This is a genomic window from Coprococcus sp. AF38-1, assembly GCF_003603945.1.
Taxonomy (GTDB): Bacteria; Bacillota; Clostridia; order Lachnospirales; family Lachnospiraceae; genus Coprococcus; species Coprococcus aceti.
Genome location: NZ_QVGO01000001.1, coordinates 164281 through 185125, shown reverse-complemented (window position 1 = coordinate 185125; position 20845 = coordinate 164281). Strand labels below are relative to the sequence as shown.

Sequence of the window (20845 nt, the reverse complement as noted above, 5' to 3'; positions counted from 1 at the left end):
GACAAAAGATGAATCGAATCACATATATTTCTGAAAACACAAGGCAACTGATGCAGGGAAGTACAGAAGTGCAAGAGCTTGCCAGTATTGCATACCGCACAGCTGTTTCTTTAGAAGAGAAACTGCATCGTTTTTCTCTCCTGACAAGTTCTATTGAGCAAAACGGCATCTGCGTTTCTGTTGAAGAATCTGAAAAGCTTGACTGCTACAATACGTCTATCAGATTAAAGCATCATTCTGATTCCCTGACACTCGGAATTGCATCTGACGGAGCAATTTTTATGTTAATCGCTTCCACATGGGACTACTCCGGTGATACGCCAAAGCTTCACTTGTTTCATCTGGACGAGATGCTGACATCTTCTCTCAGCAATGAACTGAAAGCTGTTGCTCGTGTTGTCATTTATATTGGACTGATGGACGAATACCTTGCGGATTTTCTGGACAGCGTTGATGACATTCTGACCAAAGAAAAACTATCGGCAGAAATCGAAACTGTTGATGGTCGCACACAGGCAATTCTTGCCGATACAGAAAGCACAGAAGACGAACTTTCTGTTTCTCTCGGCTTTTCAGAGCAGGGGATTCCATATGCCGTTGCAACAAACTACCAGCTGAACAAAGACTGCAAGCCATGCCAGACAGCCGAACTTCCGGCAAACGTGTTTCTATGCTTTCCAGATGACTTGCACAAGTATCTGTCAAATGAAGCTGTAAAGCGTATTGTTGCTCAGTACATGAATTGGAGTGTATAGTACACACAGATATGCCTGTACGCTTGCTCTGATGCCTGCATGACGATTCATAAGTAACTTATACCCCTTAAATTGAAACGCCTTAGAACGGCTCTGGGACAGCTTAGAATTGATTCAATAAAATCGGTACAAAATAGCACCGTAGTAATCAAACGATAGTGTTGACGTTCATACACCGTTCTCTTATAAGAAAAGATTCCTATAGGTATACCTCGCTATACCTGTACTCATACTTACAATCACATAGTACAAAGAAAGCAGCCGAATTGCATTGTTCGACTGCTTCTTTTTGCCTCATATTTTGTTCTCAGTGTTAAACTTCAAAAATTGGTGTTAAGTTGGTGTTAAATTTTGGCTGTATGATTGCTCCAGCCCTTGATTTTACTAACTTTCACTGTTCAAACTTTTCATTGTCGGGAACAGAAGAACATCTCTGATCGCCTGTGAATCTGTAAGGAGCATAACCAGTCTGTCTATACCATAACCGATACCGCCTGTTGGAGGCATACCGATCTCAAGCGCATTGAGGAAATCCTCATCTGTGTGCTCAGCCTCGTCATCTCCGGCTGCGGCATTCGCATCCTGAGCGGCAAATCTCTCACGCTGATCGATAGGATCGTTCAGCTCTGAGTATGCGTTACACATCTCCCATGTGTTGATGAAGAGCTCGAAACGCTCAACCTTTGTAGGGTCTGAAGGCTTCTTCTTCGTAAGTGGTGAGATCTCGATCGGATGATCCATGATGAATGTAGGCTGGATCAGCTTCTCCTCACAGAACTCCTCGAAGAACAGGTTCACGATGTCGCCCTTCTTGTGGCGCTCTTCGTACTCTACGTGATGCTCGTCAGCGATCTTCTTCGCCTCAGCGTCATCAGCAACCTGGTCAAAATCAACACCTGTATATTTCTTGATAGCGTCAACCATAGTCAGACGCTCAAATGGCTTGCCAAAGTCGATCTCGATTCCGTTGTATGAGATCTTGGTGCTTCCACATACCTTCTCTGCGAGGTAACGGAACATGGACTCTGTGAGCTCCATCATACCATAGTAATCTGTGTATGCCTGGTACAGCTCCATCAGAGTGAACTCAGGGTTGTGACGTGTGTCAACACCCTCGTTACGGAATACTCGTCCGATCTCGTATACTCTCTCAAGACCGCCGACGATAAGTCTCTTCAGGTAGAGCTCAAGTGATATACGGAGCTTTACATCCTCATTGAGTGCATTGTAATGTGTCTCAAATGGTCTGGCTGCGGCACCACCGGCATTGCTGACCAGCATAGGTGTCTCAACCTCCATGAAGTCACGTCCTGCCAGGAAGTTACGGATCTCCTTTAATATCTGTGATCTCTTGATAAATACTTCCTTGCTGTCCTGGTTCATGATGAGATCCACATATCTCTGACGATATCTCATATCTGTATCTGTCAGTCCGTGGAACTTCTCAGGAAGGATCTGGAGTGACTTAGAGAGAAGTGTGATCTCCTCTGCATGTATGGATATCTCACCAGTCTTTGTTCTGAATGCATATCCCTTAACTCCATATATATCACCGATATCTGACTTCTTGAAGTCAGCGTATGACTCCTCACCGATCTGATCTCTTGCAACATACACCTGAATGTTGCCCTTAAGATCCTGAATGTTACAGAAAGAAGCCTTACCCATGACACGCTTGAACATCATACGTCCTGCGATGCTCACATTGATAGGTGAAGCATCCATGATGGCTCTTCTCTCATTGTAATCGTTGTTTAAAACTTCTCTCTTCTCTGCCTCTTCAAGGTCCTCAACTGAAGGTGTCTGTCTACCAGACAGAAGCTCTGCCTCATGTGCTGTGTACATCTCCTTCACATCTGCGCTGTGCTGCTGCACATCATACTTTGTTATGACAAATGGATCCTTGCCTGCCGCCTGAAGGTCTGCCAGCTTCTCGCGGCGCACCATCTGCAGCTTATTAAGATCCTGATCTTTTCCCTTGTTATTCTGCTCTGCCATCTTCTCTTACAGCTCCTGTCTCTTAATATCAAGTACTCTGTACTTAAATTCTCCGTCCGGTGCCTCCACCAGAACTTCCTCACCAACCTTTGCACCCTTGAGTGCCATTCCAACTGGTGACTCATCAGAGATCTTGTTGTTCATGATATCAGCCTGTGATGATCCCACGATATCATACTCGATCTCCTCGGCAAACTCGTAGTCATATACAATTACCTTGCATCCGATACCCACAACTCCTGTATCGACCTCATCCTCATCAACTACTTCTATATTCTTAAGCATTGCCTCAAGCTGCTCGATTCTTGCCTCGATGTCTCTCTGCTCGTCCTTGGCTGCATCGTACTCTGCATTCTCTGACAGATCTCCCTGTTCTCTGGCCTCTTTGATCTTAGCTGCGATCTCTCTACGTTTATTAACCTTCAGATCCTGAAGCTCTTCCTCTATCTTCTTGAGACCTGAATAAGTAACCACATTCTTCTTCTCTGCCATTGCCGCACATACCTCCTAAATATCATAAATTATTGACTCCACAGCTCAGCATTTCCGCATACTATGGTATAAAAAAATGCGGAAGATGGGACTTGAACCCACACGGTATTGCTACCACAGGCACCTGAAGCCTGCGCGTCTGCCAATTCCGCCACTTCCGCATGTTCACAACGAACGTTAATATAATATACTGTTTGCCTTGGTATGTCAACCACTTTTTTTGCATTTCCGCAAGCATTTTCCCATAAAAAAGGGAAAACATATCTACCACATTTCCATGCATGTATATATGTTTTCCCGCAAATATATCTACTGCTTGTTATTACCTAACATATGCCATTACTTTTTACTCTTGGCACTGGCGGTCTTGGAGTATGCTGACTGAGCAGCACATCCACCGTCGTTAACTGCCACTGCAGCGACCTTGTAATAGTATGTCTTGCCCTTTGCAGCCTTCTTGTCTGTAAAGCTGCATGATGATGTTGTACCGATCTTAGAGTACTTACCATTCTTCTTTGTTGCGCGATATACTACGTAGTTCTTCGCTCCTGTAACGCTACTCCACTTTACTGTGATCTTCTTGGCTCCGGTGTTAGATGCACCTGACATCTTTGGTGTACCTACAGCATGTGTATACACTGCCTTATACTGCCTTGCAACTTCATAGTCAATGCTGCAGTTAACCCCGCTGACAATTGTCGATGGCTGTATAAAATATGTATACTCAAGCTTGGTCGTGAGCTTGCGGTCACTGAAGTTTGTTGACGTTGTCTGTCCCAGCCACTGGGTTGTGCCGAGAACAGGGTTCATTCTGTATACTGTGTAAGAATCTGCACCAGGCACCGCTGACCATGTAACTCTGACCTCGGATGTGGACTTTCTCACAGCCTTTACATTCTTAGCAAGAGGGATATAGTTGACGCTGACGGATGTCATCTCGCCCTGCTTCTTACCCTTGTATGGCACTACGTATGCAGAGTAATACTTAATACCCTTACTGCTGCTTCCTGTATTCTTGAACTTGTATGTATTTCTGGCTGCAGATTTGATCACTGCAACCTGCTCAAGCTTATTTGTGTAGTTATTTCTCGCAAATATCTTGTAGCCTGAAGCTCCCCAGACTCTGTTCCACTTGAGATTGGTGTATATCGTCAGGTTTTTCTTGTCTTTGCTTGCAGATACCGTGGATGAGACAGCCTCGAGCTCTCTCACGCTCTCTGTGTATCCGGTCTGGAGCCATTTGTATGTCACGTTCTCACAAATGACCTTTCCACCTGAAACGCTCTGGCTCTTAAGCTTGAATGAATACTCAGCGCCAGATGCAAGTCCCTTGATGGTGCATGATGTTCCCTTTGTCGCAACAGCTCTCTTATATCTGTCTCCCGATATATCGGATCTCATATACCAGACTTCATACATATTTGCTCCGGCTGCCTTATCCCATGTGAGCTTTACTGAGCTCTTTGTGTTCTGAACCGCTGTGAGCTCTGTGGTACCCATGAGTATCTTTACGCCGCGGACCTCACTTGCAGTTCCCTTTGAAACCGCTCTGGTAGAGGCATCATAATACTTTGGAACTACCTTGTAGTAGTATGTCTTTCCAGCCTTAACTGTTGTATCTGTATACTCCGGTGTGTATATCGTCTTTATCTTCTTAAAGCCCTTTGTCTTTGAAGTTGAACGGTACAGATCGAACTGGTTGGCAGCGCCGTAATCGCTTACCGTTATATCAGCACCCTTTGCGCCTCTATCGACTGAAAGCTCCGCTGTTCCAAGCCTGCAGTCCACCTTTGCAACGGCTGATGTCTCTACAACCCTGGATGTCTTATTGTATGAGTCAGTTCCGGTTACTATCTTCGCCATATAGTAATAGGTATTTCCTACTTTTACATTATTATCATAATACCTCACTTCAGAAGCTCCATACATGTAACCGACGCCCGACAAAATCTTCGTAAAGCCTCCTGATGGCTTTGTGGATCTGTACACCTCATACCAGATATCATTCTGTACGTAGCTGTCAAATGGGAACGACACAGATACTCCACCTAATTCTCTATATCCGGTATCTCCCGTAGAATATGATACGTATTCTGAAGGCTTCCTGCTGCGGCTGAACTTAGGTGCTTCAAAATATATCTTTCCCGACTCCTGCGACACCGTCTGTCCATTGTCATCACTGACTACCAGCTTAAACTGATATGTCGCACCGGCAACTCCTCTGAATTCCGTATCCACATGCCAGCTTCCGTCATAGTCACTGTCTGTCCACGAGTCATACCATGCTCCATTTACATAGAGAACAGCCTCTGTTCCATATCCCAGAGCGCTTATATGTACAGAACCGCTGCTTACGGTATCCTGACCTCCTACACTAAAATATGTTATGGATGCTTCTTCAGCAAACGCCACCTCAGCCTGAGCGGACTGTACATCTGCACTGCCGTCTGCTGCCATTGCTGGCAATGCATCACCAAACACCATGGTTGAAGCAAGCGCCACGCATAAAGCTTTCTTTATCAATCTATTCTTCATAGTTTACCCCTTTTCATCTATTTGCGGATCTTTATTCCCTTTGCATGTGATGCAACTGACTTGACTGTCTTTCCTCCATCATTAACTGTTGAAGCCACAACCTTGTAGTAATAGGTCGTTCTCTTCTTGAGCTTCTTGTTCATGTATGAAAGTTTTGTAGCTCCAGTCTTGCCGACCAGCTTGTATGTTCCATTCTTGCTGGTTGAGCGATATACATAGTATCTGGTTGCATTTGTAACCTTCTTCCATGTTACAGTCGCTGTACCCTTGGAACCATTTACAACCTTTGTTATGGCCGGTGATGCAAGCTTGTGTGTATAGTCACTGACATACATATCATATCCGCTGCTGAATCCAAAGTCTGTGCCTACAACAACAGAGTATGTATACTTCATTCCGTCTGTCACGTTCACATCCGTGAAGTTGGTCGCCTTTGTGGCTCCTATGTACTGACGTACACCGAGCTCTGTAGTTCTGTATACATAGTATTCCCTTGCACCGCTTACAGCAGACCATGTTATCTTGGTCGATGTCGCGCTCTTCTTTACAGCCTTAACACGCTTTGCACTTGGCATCTCTGAATTCCACAGAGTGTTATCCTCGCCGCTTGCCTTTCCCTTATATGGTCTCACATATATCTGGGAGTATTTGCGCTCCTTGCCCTTGGCACTTGTGTTTGTAAATGTATATGATGTCTTTCTTCCCGATGTTATCTTCTTGATGGTCTCTATCTTGCCTGTACTGCTGTTGAGGCCTGATATAACATATCCTGATGCGCCCCAGTCTCTGTACCATGTGAGAGAATATCTTACAGACAGGACATCCTTCTTGCCGTTCAGTGATGAAGATACAGCTCCCGCAGTCAGATCCTGGACTCTCTTGGTGTAACCCATGGTCCTCTCAGATGTATCTGTCGTCTCATATCTCACGGCAGCTCCTGATTTCTTGACTGTCCTTATCATCACCTTGTATGTTCCGTTCGGATCAAGCTTTGTAAGGGTGCATGAGTTTTTCTTGGTGACCACCATACGCTTGTATGCATCACCGGTTATATCGGTTCTCTTTGCCCATACCTCGTATGATACGTCTGCGGTATTGTCCGCAGCCCATGTACACTTCAGTGATCTGTTGCCTGTCTGTATAAGGCTAGGTGCACCTGCTGCATTCATGATAAACTTTACGCCGACAACACCAGATGTCTTTCCTGTTGTTATCTTTCGTGTCTGTGAGTCGTAATACTTTGGCACTACCTTGTAGTAGTATACCGTTCCACTCTTGACCGCTGTGTCCGTGAAATCAGCAGAATATATAGTCTTTATCTTTCTGTAGCCCTTGCTCTTGTTTGTTGAGCGGTACACATCGTACTGATTTGCAAAATTGCTGGTCATCCACAGGAATACTCCCGGCTTACTTATCTTTTCTGATACATTCATGCTTGAAGCATAGAGCTGATCCACCTCTGGAATGCCCACCTTTACTGAAGCTGTCTTACTTGTAGCTATGACCTTGCTCGTCTTCACATACTGATCTGAACCGCTCACGATCCTGAATCTGTAATAATATGTAGTTCCGGTCTTCGCAGTGCTGTCAAGATATGCAAGTCTTGACGTGTAAGATTCACTTCCCGTTGCGATCGTGGTAAATGGCCCACCTGACTTGGTCGCTCTCTGAACCTCATACTTGACCTCATCTGAATGCCTGCTATCAAGATATACGCTGACAGACACATAGCCTGGTTTTGCATAGCCAGTGCTTCCGACTGTATATCCTGCACTAACACTAGGATCACCATCAAAGCTCACCTTGTCAGTTTTGACCGGTGAAACCTTCTGTACAGTCACCTCTCCATTTGAATCGTAGGCTCTGACCTCTGCGTTGTAGGTGGAATCAAGCAGCGCCGGGATCTCACAGTTAATACTAAAGGACTGCTGGTCCTCTCCGTTGTACTGTTCCCCGCACTTTACTCCATTGACCCAGACCTCAACTCTGTAAGCCCGGCCGCTTGCATTGATCGTTATGGTCCTTGAGTTCTTATAAGCTCCCGCATACCATATGCTGACATTGGCTGCCGCCACATCAGCCTGTTCCTCCGCCGCCACTGTGGCAGCAATTCTTCCGTCTGCCGCATTTTCCACACTGGCTGCCATAGCCGTGCCCGCCTCACCGAGCATCATGGCTGAAGCCAGAGCAATGCACAGACATTTTCTCGCAATGTTCTTTCTCATAATATCCCCTTTCCTTTTCTATCTTTAAAATAAAGACATGTTCTCTTTTATTTTAAATTCCCGGAGCCCCTTAGTCAATGTGGATAAACCACAGATTCATTTGTCTATAGACGACAATAGAGACCGGGCATAAAACCTCGGTCTCTATCAGCTTATCCATATTCAAATATATCGAGTGCAGCTTACTCCTCTGTGGCTGCCTCAGATGCATCTGTTGCAGTTGCCTCCACCTGAACTGATCTGTTCATGAGATAGTCAAGCACGTTCTCCTCTGTGGCATAGAACATCAGGTCTGACTCTGAGTAATACTTGTCCACGTCTGAGTCATTCTCCAGATTGTTCTTGTCCATAACCTTCTGTCTGTACGCCTTTATGTCTGCGTTATCGGCGATGAGGTCATTGTCCATTGCTATGCATGACACAACGATCTTCTCCTTCATGACGTTCTCAACTGTGGTGTGAAGGTACTCAAGGAATGATGCCTCGTCCTCATATCCATAGAAATACTTCATATATGCCTCGAAGTCGATTCCGTAGTTGTCTGCGGCACTTCTCACATTTGACACCATGGACTGAACGTATGAAGCTACCTCATCCTCAGGATACTTGTCAAATGTAACCTTCTCCTCAACAGCCTTGAGAACAGAAGCTCTGTCTGTCTCGTCCGCGGAATCGTCCTTGTCCTTCTGAACATCTTCCTTCAGATGTGCTGTGTAGTCATCGGTTGTTGTGTACTCACCATTAGTAGCCTTCTTGACCAGTGCGTCTGTGTACTCAGGCACCGTGGTAACTGATATATAATTGATCGTAACCTTGTACTCTGCTGTAAGTCCGGCAACTGTTGTGTCGCTGTAATCATCAGGATATGTCACTGTGATCGTCTTGACATCCCCCGGCTTGCTTCCTATGAGCTGATCGTCACTGCCATCACCAAGAGTGTTATTTCCCATGGTCAGTGTGTAATCTGTCTTGCTGTCCTTCTCTGTTCCTGAGACAGTCTCAACATAGTCCACATTGATCTTGTCGCCATCTGCCACTGTGCTGGTCTTGTCCTGTGTAGTCTCAGAATTGTCACTGCAAAAACTGCTTATCGCACTGTTTACATCGTCCTCGGTCACCTCTCTCGATGCTGGAACATATTCGATATCAGTGTATGCCGCCTTGTCTATGGTCGCACACTTTGAAAACTTCTTAAACTGGCTCTTTGTGTCATTGCTGCCACAGCCTGTCATCAGACCTGCGCACATGACTGCCACCATTCCTGCTGCAATTATCTTCCTTGCTCTCATATCTTTTCTCCGTACCCCTTTATTTACTCTTCAGCCTGCTCTGCGTCAGCGGCCTCTGTGCTGTCTGTTGACTCTGAGGTCTCTGTCGTTTCAGTTGTCGAAGCCGCTGTTGCCTTTGCATTGTCCATAAGGAAATTCATGACCTTCTCTGCCAGAGCGTTGTACTTTATCTCAACGTCTGTAAGATTCTGTCTGAGTGTAGACTCATCAACACTGTTCTTCGTTGCATAATCAGCTATATACTTATCAGCCTCGTCATCTGTGACACTGATATTCTCCTTCTTGGCAATGGCACATACTACCATTCTCTCCTTCTGTGATTCCTCACAAACCTGCTGTACATACTGTTCAAATGCAGCGCTGTCATCATATCCATAGTAGTAGTAGATATATGTGTCATACTCTATTCCGTTTGTCTCTGCCTGAGTCTTTATGGATGTTATGATCTTGTCAGCATTCGCCTGAACATCATCTGCTGATATGTTCTCTATTGTACTGTTGTTTATAACGGCAACCATGACCTCATTCTGAGCACTTGCAAGAGCTGAATCCTCCTTGCTCTGCTTAAGCTGCTCACGTACAGATGCCTCATACTCAGCAGTTGTCTTATATGAAGTATTGTTTGCAACCAGCTCATCATTGTATGTAGCCGGTTTATCTATCTTTATATAGTTAAGTGTCGTCTCGAACTTGGCCGCCTTGCCATTTAACTCATCCTTGCCATAATTCTCAGGAAAGGTTACATTCACGGTAAATGTCTCTCCCGGCTTATGTCCAACTATCTGATCCTCAAAGTTATCTATGAATGAACCAGAACCAAGGACGAGATCATATCCGCTTCCGTTGGTGTTACCACCTTCGAACTCCTCACCATCTACAGTTCCGACAAAGTCAATATTTACTGTATCTCCGTTCTTCGCCTCGCTGGTTGTGTCCTTATCAAATGTAGCAAGTCCGTTCACAAATGAATCAACCTTGGCCTGAACCTCATCATCCGTGACATCAGTGCCCTTCTCCTCATACTCCATGCCCTTGTATTCACCGAGTGTGACATCTGCCGCATACTGATCCACCATATCCTCTATAGAAGCAAATTCTTCTGATGAATTGTCAGCACTCTCTGTAGCATCAGAAGATGTTGCCTTACTCGCTGTATTATCCAGCTTTCCACTCGTACCATTACTGTCGCCACAGCCTGTCATAAATGACATGGACAGAGCGAGTGCAAGAACAACTGCACATCCCTTATTAAATTTTCGCATAATCATACCTCTTTTACTTTTTATTAGAAGTGTAACCATCTTCATGATAAACTTCAACGAGTAAACTTATACCATATTTTCCTGTAAAAATAAAGCAATTTGAAATAATTCATAGAATTCTCACAAATGATTTCACATTCCTATAACAGGCAGTTTTACATCTGTTTTTGTGATGTATTTTATCTGTCCCACATTAATCAAAGGCAAATCCACAATATGTTGTGTCTACATATTTTTTATTTTTCTATATTTTGTACTTTTTGCAAATAACCTGTAGACAAACAAAATTGGGAATGATATAATCGACCATGTTGAGACATCAGTGTGAGATTTGCGACGAGGCACCTTATTTGTCGCTAATTTTTTTGCGGCTTTTTCAGCCGGCATACCATATATTGATGTCTCCTGTATGGTAGTATACAATATTTAGGGGGCGTACTTTTTTTAACGCCCATTCACATCACACACAGGGAGAATGGGAAATGCAAGTTATCAAGAGAGACGGTCGTGCTGTTACTTACGACCGAAGCAAGATCATATTGGCTATCCAGAAGGCTAACTCGGAGGTGGAGCCTTGTGAGAAGATCTCTGACGAGAAGATCGAGGAGATCGTCGGAAGCATCGAAGCCAAGAACCGAAAGAGAATGCTCGTTGAAGATATCCAGGATATCATCGAGCAGGGGCTGATGGCCGACGGCAAGTTTGTCCTTGCCAAGACCTACATTATATACAGATACAGCCGTGAGCTCATCAGAAAGGCAAATACGACTGATGATTCTATCCTCAGTCTTATCCAGAACAGGAATAAGGATGTCATGGAGGAGAATTCCAACAAGAATGCCACCGTCGCATCCACACAGCGTGATCTTATCGCAGGAGAGGTATCAAAGGATCTTACCAAGAGAATGCTCCTCCCTGAGAAGATCTCCAAGGCTCATGAGGAGGGCGCTATCCACTTCCACGACGCAGATTATTTCCTCCAGCCTATATTCAACTGCTGCCTTATCAACATTGGGGATATGCTTGACAACGGCACAGTCATGAACGGCAAGCTCATAGAGAGCCCGAAGAGCTTCCAGGTGGCATGTACCATCGTGACTCAGATCATCGCATCTGTCGCATCCAGCCAGTACGGCGGTCAGTCAGTCGATGTCCGTCACCTTGGAAAGTACCTCAGAAAGAGCTACAACAAATATAAAAAGAGATACACCGAAGAGTTCGGCGACAAGATAGACCCTGACACACTTGAGAAGCTCATCACAGAGAGACTCAAGGACGAGCTGAAGTCAGGAGTCCAGACTATCCAGTATCAGATAAATACTCTGATGACCACCAACGGCCAGTCTCCATTTGTCACTCTCTTCCTCAACCTCAGAGAGGACGACGAGTACATCAAGGAGAACGCCATGATCATCGAGGAGATCCTCAGACAGAGACTTGAGGGAATCAAGAACGAGGCAGGCGTGTATGTTACACCTGCATTCCCTAAGCTCATATATGTCCTTGACGAGCACAACTGCCTCAAGGGCGGTGAGTACGACTATATCACAGAGCTCGCCATCAAGTGTTCTGCCAAGAGAATGTACCCTGATTACATATCAGCCAAGAAGATGCGTGAGAACTACGAGGGAAATGTATTCTCATGCATGGGATGCCGTTCATTCCTCTCCCCATGGAAGGATGAGAACGGAGAATATAAATGGGAAGGCCGTTTCAACCAGGGAGTTGTCAGTCTTAATCTTCCACAGATAGCTATACTTGCAAAGGGAGACGATGACAAGTTCTGGAGTCTTCTGGATGAAAGACTGCAGCTCTGCTACGACGCACTCATGTGCCGCCACAGAGCCCTCGAGGGTGTAACCTCTGACGTCAGCCCAGTCCACTGGCAGTACGGTGCCATCGCCAGACTTAAGAAGGGCGAGGTCATCGATCCACTGCTCCACAACGGTTACTCAACCATATCACTGGGATACATCGGTGTATATGAGACCACCAAGCTCATGCGTGGTGTGAGCCACACAGATCCTGTGGGCGAGGAATTTGCACTGAAGCTTATGCACAAGCTCCGCGCAGCCTGCGACAAATGGAAGGCAGATACGGGACTTGGCTTCGGACTCTACGGAACTCCGGCCGAGAGCCTTTGCTACAGATTTGCACGTATCGACAAAGAGCGTTTCGGAACCATAAAGGATGTCACAGACAAGGGCTACTACACCAACTCTTACCACGTTGATGTCCGTGAGAAGATCGATGCATTCAGCAAGTTCAGATTTGAGAGCCAGTTCCAGACCATATCATCAGGTGGTGCCATCTCATATGTTGAGATACCAAACATGCGCAACAACCTGGATGCTCTGGCAGAGGTCGTAAGATATATATACGACAACATACAATATGCTGAGTTCAACACCAAGTCTGACTACTGTCATGTATGTGGATACGATGGTGAGATCCTCATCAACGATGACGGCGAATGGGAATGTCCGCAGTGTGGCAACAAGGATCACAACAAGATGAATGTTACCAGAAGAACCTGCGGTTATCTTGGCGAGAACTTCTGGAACGTGGGCAAGACCAAAGAGATAAAGGCAAGAGTGCTTCATCTATAGTCTTTTATAGAAAAACACTTGATATATTCAGGCAACTGATATAAAATAACAATATGCATTAATAATTTCAATTGTATGGTCTGCATGTCGTAGAGGGCAACGCAGGCCATACTTTTGTTTTAAGATAAATTTAGAAGGGATCACATTATGAATTACGCAGATATCAAACTATTTGATGTGGCAAACGGAACCGGCGTCAGAGTGTCTGTATTTGTATCCGGCTGCACACACCACTGCAAGAACTGTTTCAACCCTGACACATGGGATTTCGGCTACGGCAAGCCGTTCACGGATGTGGAGATCAACCACATAATAGATAGTTGCAAGGAGGACTATATAGCAGGTCTCTCCCTGCTCGGCGGAGAACCTATGGAATATGTGAACCAGCAGGGGCTTCTTCCTCTGGCAAGAAAGTTCAAGGAGACCTACCCTGACAAGACCATCTGGTGCTACACCGGTTATACATTTGAAACCGATCTCTTAGACCGCATGTGTAATGAATGGGAGTATACAAAAGAACTTCTCTCCTACATTGACGTCCTTGTGGACGGAGAATTCATAGACGAACAGAAGGATCTGTCACTGAGATTCAAGGGCTCAAGGAACCAGCGTATCATAGATGTACCAAAGTCCTTGAAGACAGGCACCACAGTCCTGTGGGATGAAAGCGGAAAGTATTTTAAATAAAAGAAAAGCGGTCTGGCACACCATTAAAATGATGATGCACGGCCGCTTTTTTGTTACTTTCCTGTTGAACCGAATCCGCCGGCTCCTCTGACTGTATCGCTGAGCTCGTCCACCTGATGGAATGCTCCAACGATATAAGGAGCGATCACAAGCTGTGCTATTCTCTCCTCAGGCTCAACCGTCTGTGCCTGGGTTCCGTGATTGTGGAGTGCAACCATGATTTCCCCTCTGTAATCCGCATCCACAACTCCAACCTTATTGGCCGGTGCAAGCCCCTTCTTGGATGCCAGACCGCTTCTCGCATACACAAGTCCTGCAAATCCCTCAGGTATCTCCATGGCTATACCCGTGTGAACCATCACCGTCTGTCCCGGCTCTATAGTAATCGCCTCATCAAGACACGCATACAAATCCGCCCCCGCTGCGTACTCTGAACCGTATGTCGGTATGACTGCCTTTTCATCCAGCTTCTTAATATTGATATCGTATACTGTTGCCATCTTTCTTCTCCTCTTATTCGTCAAATTTTATCTTGTTGTACACATCCATATCCACACTCTTACTGTATGAATATCCGCTGTCCAGCTCATCTATCCAGTCCTTCATAAGGTTGTCATAGTATTCCGCATCAGCGGCATCCGTGAGCTTCTTCTTGTTCTCGGCCGTGGCCTTCTCATCCGTAATGCTTATCATCTGGAATATATGGTAACCATACTCAGTCTCCACCACCGTGGATATCTCGCCATCCGACATGCTGTACAGTATGTCCAGCGTATCCTGGCCATAGGTGCTCAATATATCATCCCTGCTCATCGTATGTGTTCCCGCATACTTAAGCTCCTTTGCGCTTCCAAGGAATGATATATCCATATCTGTGCCATCCGAGGCTTCCTCTATGGATTCATATGCCTCATCCGCCTTTTTCTTCTGCTCATCTATCTTGTCCTGTGAGTACAGGGTGATATTTCCATAATCATCCTCCGAGTAGCACTCAAAGAACATGTCATAAAATGTACTCATCCTGGCCTGCTCATCGGATATCTCCGTGGAGCTCTGCTTCATCACATAATCATATATCTTGTCTGCCAGTGCGCTCTCACGCAAAACTCTCTTCACCGTATCGAGTTCAAGTCCAACCTCTGCGATCTGGGCATCAGTCAATTTGTCATAGAACTCTTGCGCCGCCGTATCCTGATCCTTCTGCTCGCTTGCAGTCAGGCTTATGCCGTACTCCCCGGATTTGGTTATAAGAGTCTTGGTCTTTATGAGCTTTGATATCGCCTGACGCCTTGCTGCATCCACGGCATCCATCTCCAGACCATCATCAGTCACTATGCTCTGTTTCCACACGTCACTGCCATACTTTGATTCGTACTCCTCCTTCACAGTCTTGGCATAAATATACACCTCGTCTATCTCTATGTTCTGCCCATTGTATCTGAGAACTACCTCCTTGCCAGTCTCCTCAGTGGCATCACTACCACATCCAGTCACGGCAAATGCACATATGAGCGCCAGCAGCACACACAACCATCTCTTCAACTGAACCGCACCTCCTTATCTTTGTATTCTCCTGTCTGTATATTTCTAACTCATTATCTATGCTTTGTTATCCACACTGTCTTCTTCACTGTGGGTCATTATCAACATCTGTGACATATCCGCCACGACAAATTCCGCCTTTCTGAGAAGATCATTTTTCTCCTCCCGTCCAAGCTTCAATATAAACTCAGGCTTTGCCCCCATGACAAATTTCATCCTGCCTGAATAACTCTTAACGAGCTCATCTATCCCATCTACATTTATGTCAGCCCTGTTGTACATGACAAATCTCAGGTCTCCGTCCTTGTACCATATACGGGTTATGAAGCAGATATTTGCATTTGCCCTTAACAGTGCCACATCAAGAAGATTCATTGTCTCGTCAGGGATGTCGCCAAATCTGTCAATGAGCTCATCCACTATGTCATTGTACTCATCCTCATTCTTGATGAGGGATATTCTCTTACAAAGCTCCAGCTTGACAAAGTCGTTTTTGACGTACGTCTCAGGGATGAACGAATCCACCGGAAGGTCTATCTCCGTCTCGTATTCATGGAAAACCTTCTCGCCGCGGAGCTCCCTGACCGCATCATTAAGCATCTTGCAGTAAAGGTCATAGCCCACGACCTCATAGTTGCCCGACTGACTCTCGCCCAGGACGCTTCCCGCACCTCTGATGTTGAGATCCGCCTTGGACACCTTGACTCCCGAGCCGAGATCCGTATATTCTTTTATCGCTCTAAGTCTCTTCTCAGCGACCTCGGATATCATCTTGTTGCGCCTGTAGAACATAAATGCAAATGCACTTCTGTCCGAGCGACCAACTCTTCCGCGTAACTGGTAGAGCTGTGCCAGACCAAACAGGTTAGCGTCGTGTATGATTATGGTATTTGCATTCGGAATATCAAGTCCGGTCTCTATGATGGTCGTGCACACAAGCACGTCTATCTCCTTTTTGTTGAACCGGTACATGATGTCCTCCAGCGTGCGGCCATCCATCTGTCCATGGGCAAACTCTACATTTGCATATGGCACGAGGCTTCTCACATCATCCGCAAATCTCTCTATGCCTTCGACCCTGTTGTACACATAGTATACCTGACCATGCCTTGCAAGCTCTCTGGCAATCGCCTCCCTGGCAAGCTCCCTGTCATATTCCATGACATAGGTCTGTATCGGCCTCCTGTCCACCGGAGGCTCCTCAAGCAGGCTCATGTCTCTGATTCCAACAAGACTCATATGGAGTGTTCTCGGGATAGGCGTCGCCGTCAGTGTCAGAACATCCACATTGGTCTTCATCTCTTTTATCTTCTCTTTGTGATTTACACCGAATCTCTGTTCCTCATCTATTATGAGAAGTCCCAGATTCTTGAACTCCACATCCTTTGAGAGCAGCCTGTGGGTTCCTATGACTATGTCCACCTTGCCCTCTTTCAGCTCTCTGAGTGTAGATTTTATCTCCTTCTGGGTACAGAATCTGCACAACAGTCTCACCGTCACTGGATAATCCTTCATTCGCTCTGTGAACGTCTCATAATGCTGCTCGGCAAGGATCGTGGTCGGCACAAGATACGCAACCTGTTTGCTGTCACCGACAGCCTTGAACGCAGCACGGATCGCCACCTCAGTCTTGCCAAATCCAACGTCTCCGCACACCAGTCTGTCCATGATCTTATGGCTCTCCATGTCCGCCTTGACATCCTCTATGGCCTTTAACTGATCGTCAGTCTCAGTATAAGGAAATGTCTCCTCGAACTCCTTCTGCCACTCGGAATCAGGAGAATAGGCAAAGCCTTCCCTCGCCTGTCTCTCTGAGTACAGCTTTACAAGATGCTGAGCCACCTCGCTGACATGGCCCTTAACCTTGTTTCTTACCTTCTGCCACTCACTGCCACCGAGTCTGTTGATCTTCGGGGCTCGGCTCTCCTTGCTCCTGTACTTCTGTATCCTGTCCGTCTCGGAAGCCAGGACATATAATTTGCCGCCCTCAGCATACTCGATGACCAGATAGTCCTTCAAGGCACCGTCGACCTCTATCTTCTCAAGCCCACGATAGATACCTATTCCGTACTTCTCATGGACCACATAATCGCCCACGCTCACATCCGAGAATGACTTTACTATCTCCCCGGCACGCGGCAGCTTCTTCCTCGAAGCCTGCGAATGTGATGTCTTGCTGGAGAACACATCTCCCTCACTGACCACGATGAGCTTCATCTCCGGTATCATAAAACCGGCTCTGAGCCTTCCCGGCATGACCGCCATCTCTCTGGCAGCCAGAGCTTTGTCCGGGTCGTTCAGGTAATGACATATGACGTCATTGTCCATGAGGTTATCGACCATTCTCTTCGCACCGACCGATGATGGCGATACGAACAGGACGCTGTATTTGTCCTTCTTCCATTTCTTGATATCAGTAACCAGCGCATCAAAATTGTTCCTGTAGCTGTGAACCTCCCTGCTCTCGATCTCCACGCGGTGAGCATACTTTACACGGTCATCCTCACCCACAAATGAGTCAAAGCCCACAACCTTGTAGCGTCTGCATTTTTCCAGAACATCATCATAAGTGAACAGAACCTTCATCTGCCCCGGGAGGATATATCCCCCCTCCAGCCTGTGCGTCAGGCTGCTAAGAAAACTTTTCTCACTGCCATCCGCCTTCTCCGTGACCTTCTTCGTCTCATCTATGAAAATGTACGCATCCTCCGGCAGGCAGTCCACCAGAGACACCGTGTCACTGTAGAAATAATCAACATAGCTGTCCACTCCGTATATCGCACTGAACTCCGTGAGCTGTTCCTTCAGCGTGGCTATCTCGCCCTTTATCCTGGCATACGCCTCCGTCTGAAATGAATCCTTAAGCTTCTTCGCATACGGCTTCAGCTCTGCCTCCAGCCTGTGTATACCTCTGTCGATCCTCTCCTTTGAAAGCACCATCTCTCCCGCGGGATAAATTACAAGTTCATCCACATTCTCTATGGATCTCTGGCTCTCCGCATCAAATGTCTTGATGGTATCGACTTCATCGTCCCACATGTCTATTCTGTATGGACATTCCTCAGTCAGCGGAAATATGTCCACGATACCGCCTCGTATGGCAAATTGTCCCGGCTCCTCCACACTGTCAGTTTTTTCATAACCAAGGTCCACCAGCTTGCCCTTGAGCTCATCCAGATCAAGGGACTGTGCCGCATGGATATTTATCACGTATTTTTTCATATAGGACAGTGCAGGTATCTTGTCATACATTGCATCTACCGTGGCTATGATCGTACATGGTTCTCCCGTTGCCAGACGCCGAAGGACCTCCATGCGCCGTCTGGTTATGGCATTGCCGTGGACATCTGCACTGAAGAACAGAATATCCTTTGCAGGATACATATATACATCCCTTCCGTAGAACTTCATATCGCTGTACAGCTCCTCCGCACGCCTGTCGTTATATGTCAGTATCAGGCGCACCGATGCGTCATCACCAAAGCCCTGCATCATGAATACTCTGTCCGTGCCCTCGCCCGTCGTACCTGTCACATTGACAAATCCATCTCCGGATGCAAGCCACTCCTTCAACTCTGTATATATATTCAGTTTTTCAAATGGCTCACCAAGTACACGTATCATTCTCCATCACTCTCAATTAAACTTATTCATAGCTGCAACTGTGCCATCCGCCAGTATGGTCTCCACCGCATCGCAGGCATTACCGCAGCTCTCTCTTATATTCGCCAGATCTTCCTTTCCAAATCTCGACAACACATAATCAGCCAGATCCATGTGATCCGGCTTTTTGCCAACACCCACTCTGATCCTGACAAATTCCTGGCTGCCAACGTGCTGTATGATATTCTTCATACCGTTATGACCGCCGGCGCTTCCCTTCTGTCTAATCCTGAGCTTGCCGACGTCAAGATCTATGTCATCGTACACGACTATCAGATCTTCAACCGTGCATTTGTAGAAGTCCATTATCGCCCTTACGCTCTCTCCGCTGAGATTCATAAATGTCTGAGGCATGGCGAGTATGACCTTCTCTCCGTCTATTATACCCTTTCCTATAAGTGCCTTATGCTTTGCAGTGTCTATCCTTATATTATGTCTCTCTGCCAGCTCATCCAGAACCGCAAATCCTACATTGTGTCTTGTTCCGGCATATTTCGCACCGGGATTGCCAAGTCCAACTATGATCTTCATTTGGTCTCTCCATTTTCCTCCACCCAGGTGGATCGTTCTATTGTTATCTGTCCTCCATGATCTTCTCAGCATCTGCAAGCTGCTCCAGGGTGTTGACTCCTCTTATCTGGTCAGCATCGTCCATCGGAACAGCGGAAGCCGGAAGCCCCATTTTCTTTATTATCTCTATCGCATCCGGAAGATAATACTCTCCCTGGGCGTTGTCATTTGATATCTGTGACAGTGCGTCCTGAAGTGCTGCGCAGTCAAATATATACATGCCCGAGTTAACTTCCTTCACAGCCTGCTCCGCTTCGTCAGCATCCTTCTGCTCCACGATCTTTGCCAGGCTGTCACCGTCCCTTATGATCCTTCCATATCCAAATGGATCATCAAGCATCGCCGATATTACGGTTACACCATTCCCGCTATCCTTGTGGAAATCAAGTGCTTTTCTGAGTGTATCCCCTGTCACAAGCGGTGTATCTCCACAGAGTATGATCACATCCCCATCACGTCCAATAAAATCTGCAGCACACTTTACCGCATGGCCTGTTCCGAGCTGCTCCTCCTGAAGCGCATAGTCAACCTTCACATCGTTGACACTGGCAGCTATGGCTGACTTCACCTCGTCTGCCTTGTATCCAACGATCACACACACCTCGTCTGCACCCGCCTGGCGCGCCGCTTCTATAGAATAATATACCATCGGTTTTCCCATCACCTGATGAACTACCTTTGGCTTATCTGACTTCATTCTTGTTCCCTTGCCTGCCGCAAGTATAACTGATTTTACCATTATTATATCCTCCATATTCTATCTGGATCTGAACAGATACATTCTACTTTATACTATATTTTTTTACAAGGCCATATAAAAAGAGCCAATGCTATCAGCTTGGTGACTTACGCCTCTAGCACTGGCTCTGAATGTCTATTTGAGACTGGTATTACTCTTCCAAAGATTCCTGATACTTTGAAAGAATCATACTCTGCAGACGCTCTCTTGTAGCTGTATTGATCGGATGAGCGATATCTCTATATTCTCCATCCGCTGCCTTTCTACTCGGCATCGCGATGAACATGCCCTTCTCACCCTCGATGATCTTGATGTCATGCACAACAAACTCGTCATCGATCGTAATAGAAACAACCGCCTTCATCTTGCCTTCCTTCTCAACACTTCTGATCCTGATATCAGTTATCTGCATCTGAATTACCCCCTTAACCCTGACACACATTGCGATCCCACACGCAATTGTCATTTGTACTACTTAT

15 protein-coding genes and 1 tRNA gene are annotated in these 20845 nt (G+C 46.2%); 3 read left to right on the top strand and 13 right to left on the bottom strand.

The window, feature by feature from the left end:
* Window positions 1–8 precede the first annotated feature (8 nt).
* Complete coding sequence (locus tag DW025_RS00820) at window positions 9–755, top strand: hypothetical protein (RefSeq protein WP_133302851.1); 747 nt, start codon at window positions 9–11, stop codon at window positions 753–755.
* 384 nt (window positions 756–1139) lie between these two features.
* Here the strand turns inward: DW025_RS00820 and lysS are convergent, their stop codons facing one another.
* The 7 genes from lysS to tig form a co-directional block, all read right to left on the bottom strand.
* Window positions 1140–2753: a lysine--tRNA ligase gene (lysS, locus tag DW025_RS00815; protein ID WP_119998156.1), complete on the bottom strand. Its 1614-nt coding sequence runs from the start codon at window positions 2751–2753 to the stop codon at window positions 1140–1142.
* Window positions 2754–2759: 6 nt separating this feature from the next.
* Complete coding sequence (gene greA, locus DW025_RS00810) at window positions 2760–3245, bottom strand: transcription elongation factor GreA (protein WP_117550872.1); 486 nt, start codon at window positions 3243–3245, stop codon at window positions 2760–2762.
* Window positions 3246–3322: 77 nt separating this feature from the next.
* Window positions 3323–3406: transfer RNA gene (locus tag DW025_RS00805), tRNA-Leu, on the bottom strand.
* A 178-nt stretch (window positions 3407–3584) separates the two neighbouring features.
* Window positions 3585–5780: a hypothetical protein gene (locus DW025_RS00800; RefSeq protein WP_118017193.1), complete on the bottom strand. Its 2196-nt coding sequence runs from the start codon at window positions 5778–5780 to the stop codon at window positions 3585–3587.
* Window positions 5781–5797: 17 nt separating this feature from the next.
* Window positions 5798–8005, bottom strand: a complete 2208-nt coding sequence (locus DW025_RS00795) for a fibronectin type III domain-containing protein (RefSeq protein WP_118017191.1) — start codon at window positions 8003–8005, stop codon at window positions 5798–5800.
* A 182-nt stretch (window positions 8006–8187) separates the two neighbouring features.
* Entirely contained in the window at window positions 8188–9294 is a 1107-nt protein-coding gene (locus tag DW025_RS00790; protein WP_118017189.1) for an FKBP-type peptidyl-prolyl cis-trans isomerase, read from the bottom strand.
* Between the two features lie 23 nt (window positions 9295–9317).
* On the bottom strand, window positions 9318–10556 hold the full coding sequence (gene tig, locus DW025_RS00785; protein WP_118017187.1) for a trigger factor: 1239 nt from the start codon (window positions 10554–10556) through the stop codon (window positions 9318–9320).
* Window positions 10557–11038: 482 nt separating this feature from the next.
* Here tig and nrdD point away from each other — a divergent pair, with 482 nt between their 5' ends.
* Window positions 11039–13165, top strand: a complete 2127-nt coding sequence (nrdD, locus tag DW025_RS00780; protein ID WP_015533701.1) for an anaerobic ribonucleoside-triphosphate reductase — start codon at window positions 11039–11041, stop codon at window positions 13163–13165.
* 147 nt (window positions 13166–13312) lie between these two features.
* The gene (gene nrdG / locus DW025_RS00775; protein ID WP_055146690.1) at window positions 13313–13852 is read left to right on the top strand and encodes an anaerobic ribonucleoside-triphosphate reductase activating protein; all 540 of its coding nucleotides are present in this window, start codon (window positions 13313–13315) and stop codon (window positions 13850–13852) included.
* Between the two features lie 53 nt (window positions 13853–13905).
* Here the strand turns inward: nrdG and dut are convergent, their stop codons facing one another.
* The 6 genes from dut to spoVG form a co-directional block, all read right to left on the bottom strand.
* On the bottom strand, window positions 13906–14352 hold the full coding sequence (gene dut, locus DW025_RS00770; protein WP_055146693.1) for a dUTP diphosphatase: 447 nt from the start codon (window positions 14350–14352) through the stop codon (window positions 13906–13908).
* Between the two features lie 13 nt (window positions 14353–14365).
* Complete coding sequence (locus tag DW025_RS00765) at window positions 14366–15394, bottom strand: peptidyl-prolyl cis-trans isomerase (RefSeq protein WP_243104852.1); 1029 nt, start codon at window positions 15392–15394, stop codon at window positions 14366–14368.
* 57 nt (window positions 15395–15451) lie between these two features.
* The gene (gene mfd / locus DW025_RS00760) at window positions 15452–19018 is read right to left on the bottom strand and encodes a transcription-repair coupling factor (protein ID WP_055223059.1); all 3567 of its coding nucleotides are present in this window, start codon (window positions 19016–19018) and stop codon (window positions 15452–15454) included.
* A 12-nt stretch (window positions 19019–19030) separates the two neighbouring features.
* A complete protein-coding gene (gene pth / locus DW025_RS00755) occupies window positions 19031–19588 on the bottom strand; it encodes an aminoacyl-tRNA hydrolase (RefSeq protein WP_015533697.1) in 558 nt (185 codons plus the stop codon).
* A 43-nt stretch (window positions 19589–19631) separates the two neighbouring features.
* A complete protein-coding gene (locus tag DW025_RS00750) occupies window positions 19632–20366 on the bottom strand; it encodes a sugar phosphate nucleotidyltransferase (RefSeq protein WP_119998154.1) in 735 nt (244 codons plus the stop codon).
* Between the two features lie 151 nt (window positions 20367–20517).
* On the bottom strand, window positions 20518–20778 hold the full coding sequence (gene spoVG / locus DW025_RS00745) for a septation regulator SpoVG (protein ID WP_015533695.1): 261 nt from the start codon (window positions 20776–20778) through the stop codon (window positions 20518–20520).
* Window positions 20779–20845 lie beyond the last annotated feature (67 nt).

Excerpts from the sequence above, each read along its gene's own strand:
- lysS (WP_119998156.1), bottom strand. The coding sequence starts at position 2,753 with ATGGCAGAGCAGAATAACAAGGGAAAAGATCAGGATCTTAATAAGCTG.
- DW025_RS00795 (WP_118017191.1), bottom strand. The coding sequence starts at position 8,005 with ATGAGAAAGAACATTGCGAGAAAATGTCTGTGCATTGCTCTGGCTTCA.
- DW025_RS00820 (WP_133302851.1), top strand. The coding sequence starts at position 9 with ATGAATCGAATCACATATATTTCTGAAAACACAAGGCAACTGATGCAG.
- DW025_RS00750 (WP_119998154.1), bottom strand. The coding sequence starts at position 20,366 with ATGGTAAAATCAGTTATACTTGCGGCAGGCAAGGGAACAAGAATGAAG.
- DW025_RS00790 (WP_118017189.1), bottom strand. The coding sequence starts at position 9,294 with ATGAGAGCAAGGAAGATAATTGCAGCAGGAATGGTGGCAGTCATGTGC.
- pth (WP_015533697.1), bottom strand. The coding sequence starts at position 19,588 with ATGAAGATCATAGTTGGACTTGGCAATCCCGGTGCGAAATATGCCGGA.
- spoVG (WP_015533695.1), bottom strand. The coding sequence starts at position 20,778 with ATGCAGATAACTGATATCAGGATCAGAAGTGTTGAGAAGGAAGGCAAG.
- nrdD (WP_015533701.1), top strand. The coding sequence starts at position 11,039 with ATGCAAGTTATCAAGAGAGACGGTCGTGCTGTTACTTACGACCGAAGC.
- nrdG (WP_055146690.1), top strand. The coding sequence starts at position 13,313 with ATGAATTACGCAGATATCAAACTATTTGATGTGGCAAACGGAACCGGC.
- mfd (WP_055223059.1), bottom strand. The coding sequence starts at position 19,018 with ATGATACGTGTACTTGGTGAGCCATTTGAAAAACTGAATATATATACA.
- DW025_RS00800 (WP_118017193.1), bottom strand. The coding sequence starts at position 5,780 with ATGAAGAATAGATTGATAAAGAAAGCTTTATGCGTGGCGCTTGCTTCA.
- greA (WP_117550872.1), bottom strand. The coding sequence starts at position 3,245 with ATGGCAGAGAAGAAGAATGTGGTTACTTATTCAGGTCTCAAGAAGATA.
- tig (WP_118017187.1), bottom strand. The coding sequence starts at position 10,556 with ATGCGAAAATTTAATAAGGGATGTGCAGTTGTTCTTGCACTCGCTCTG.
- dut (WP_055146693.1), bottom strand. The coding sequence starts at position 14,352 with ATGGCAACAGTATACGATATCAATATTAAGAAGCTGGATGAAAAGGCA.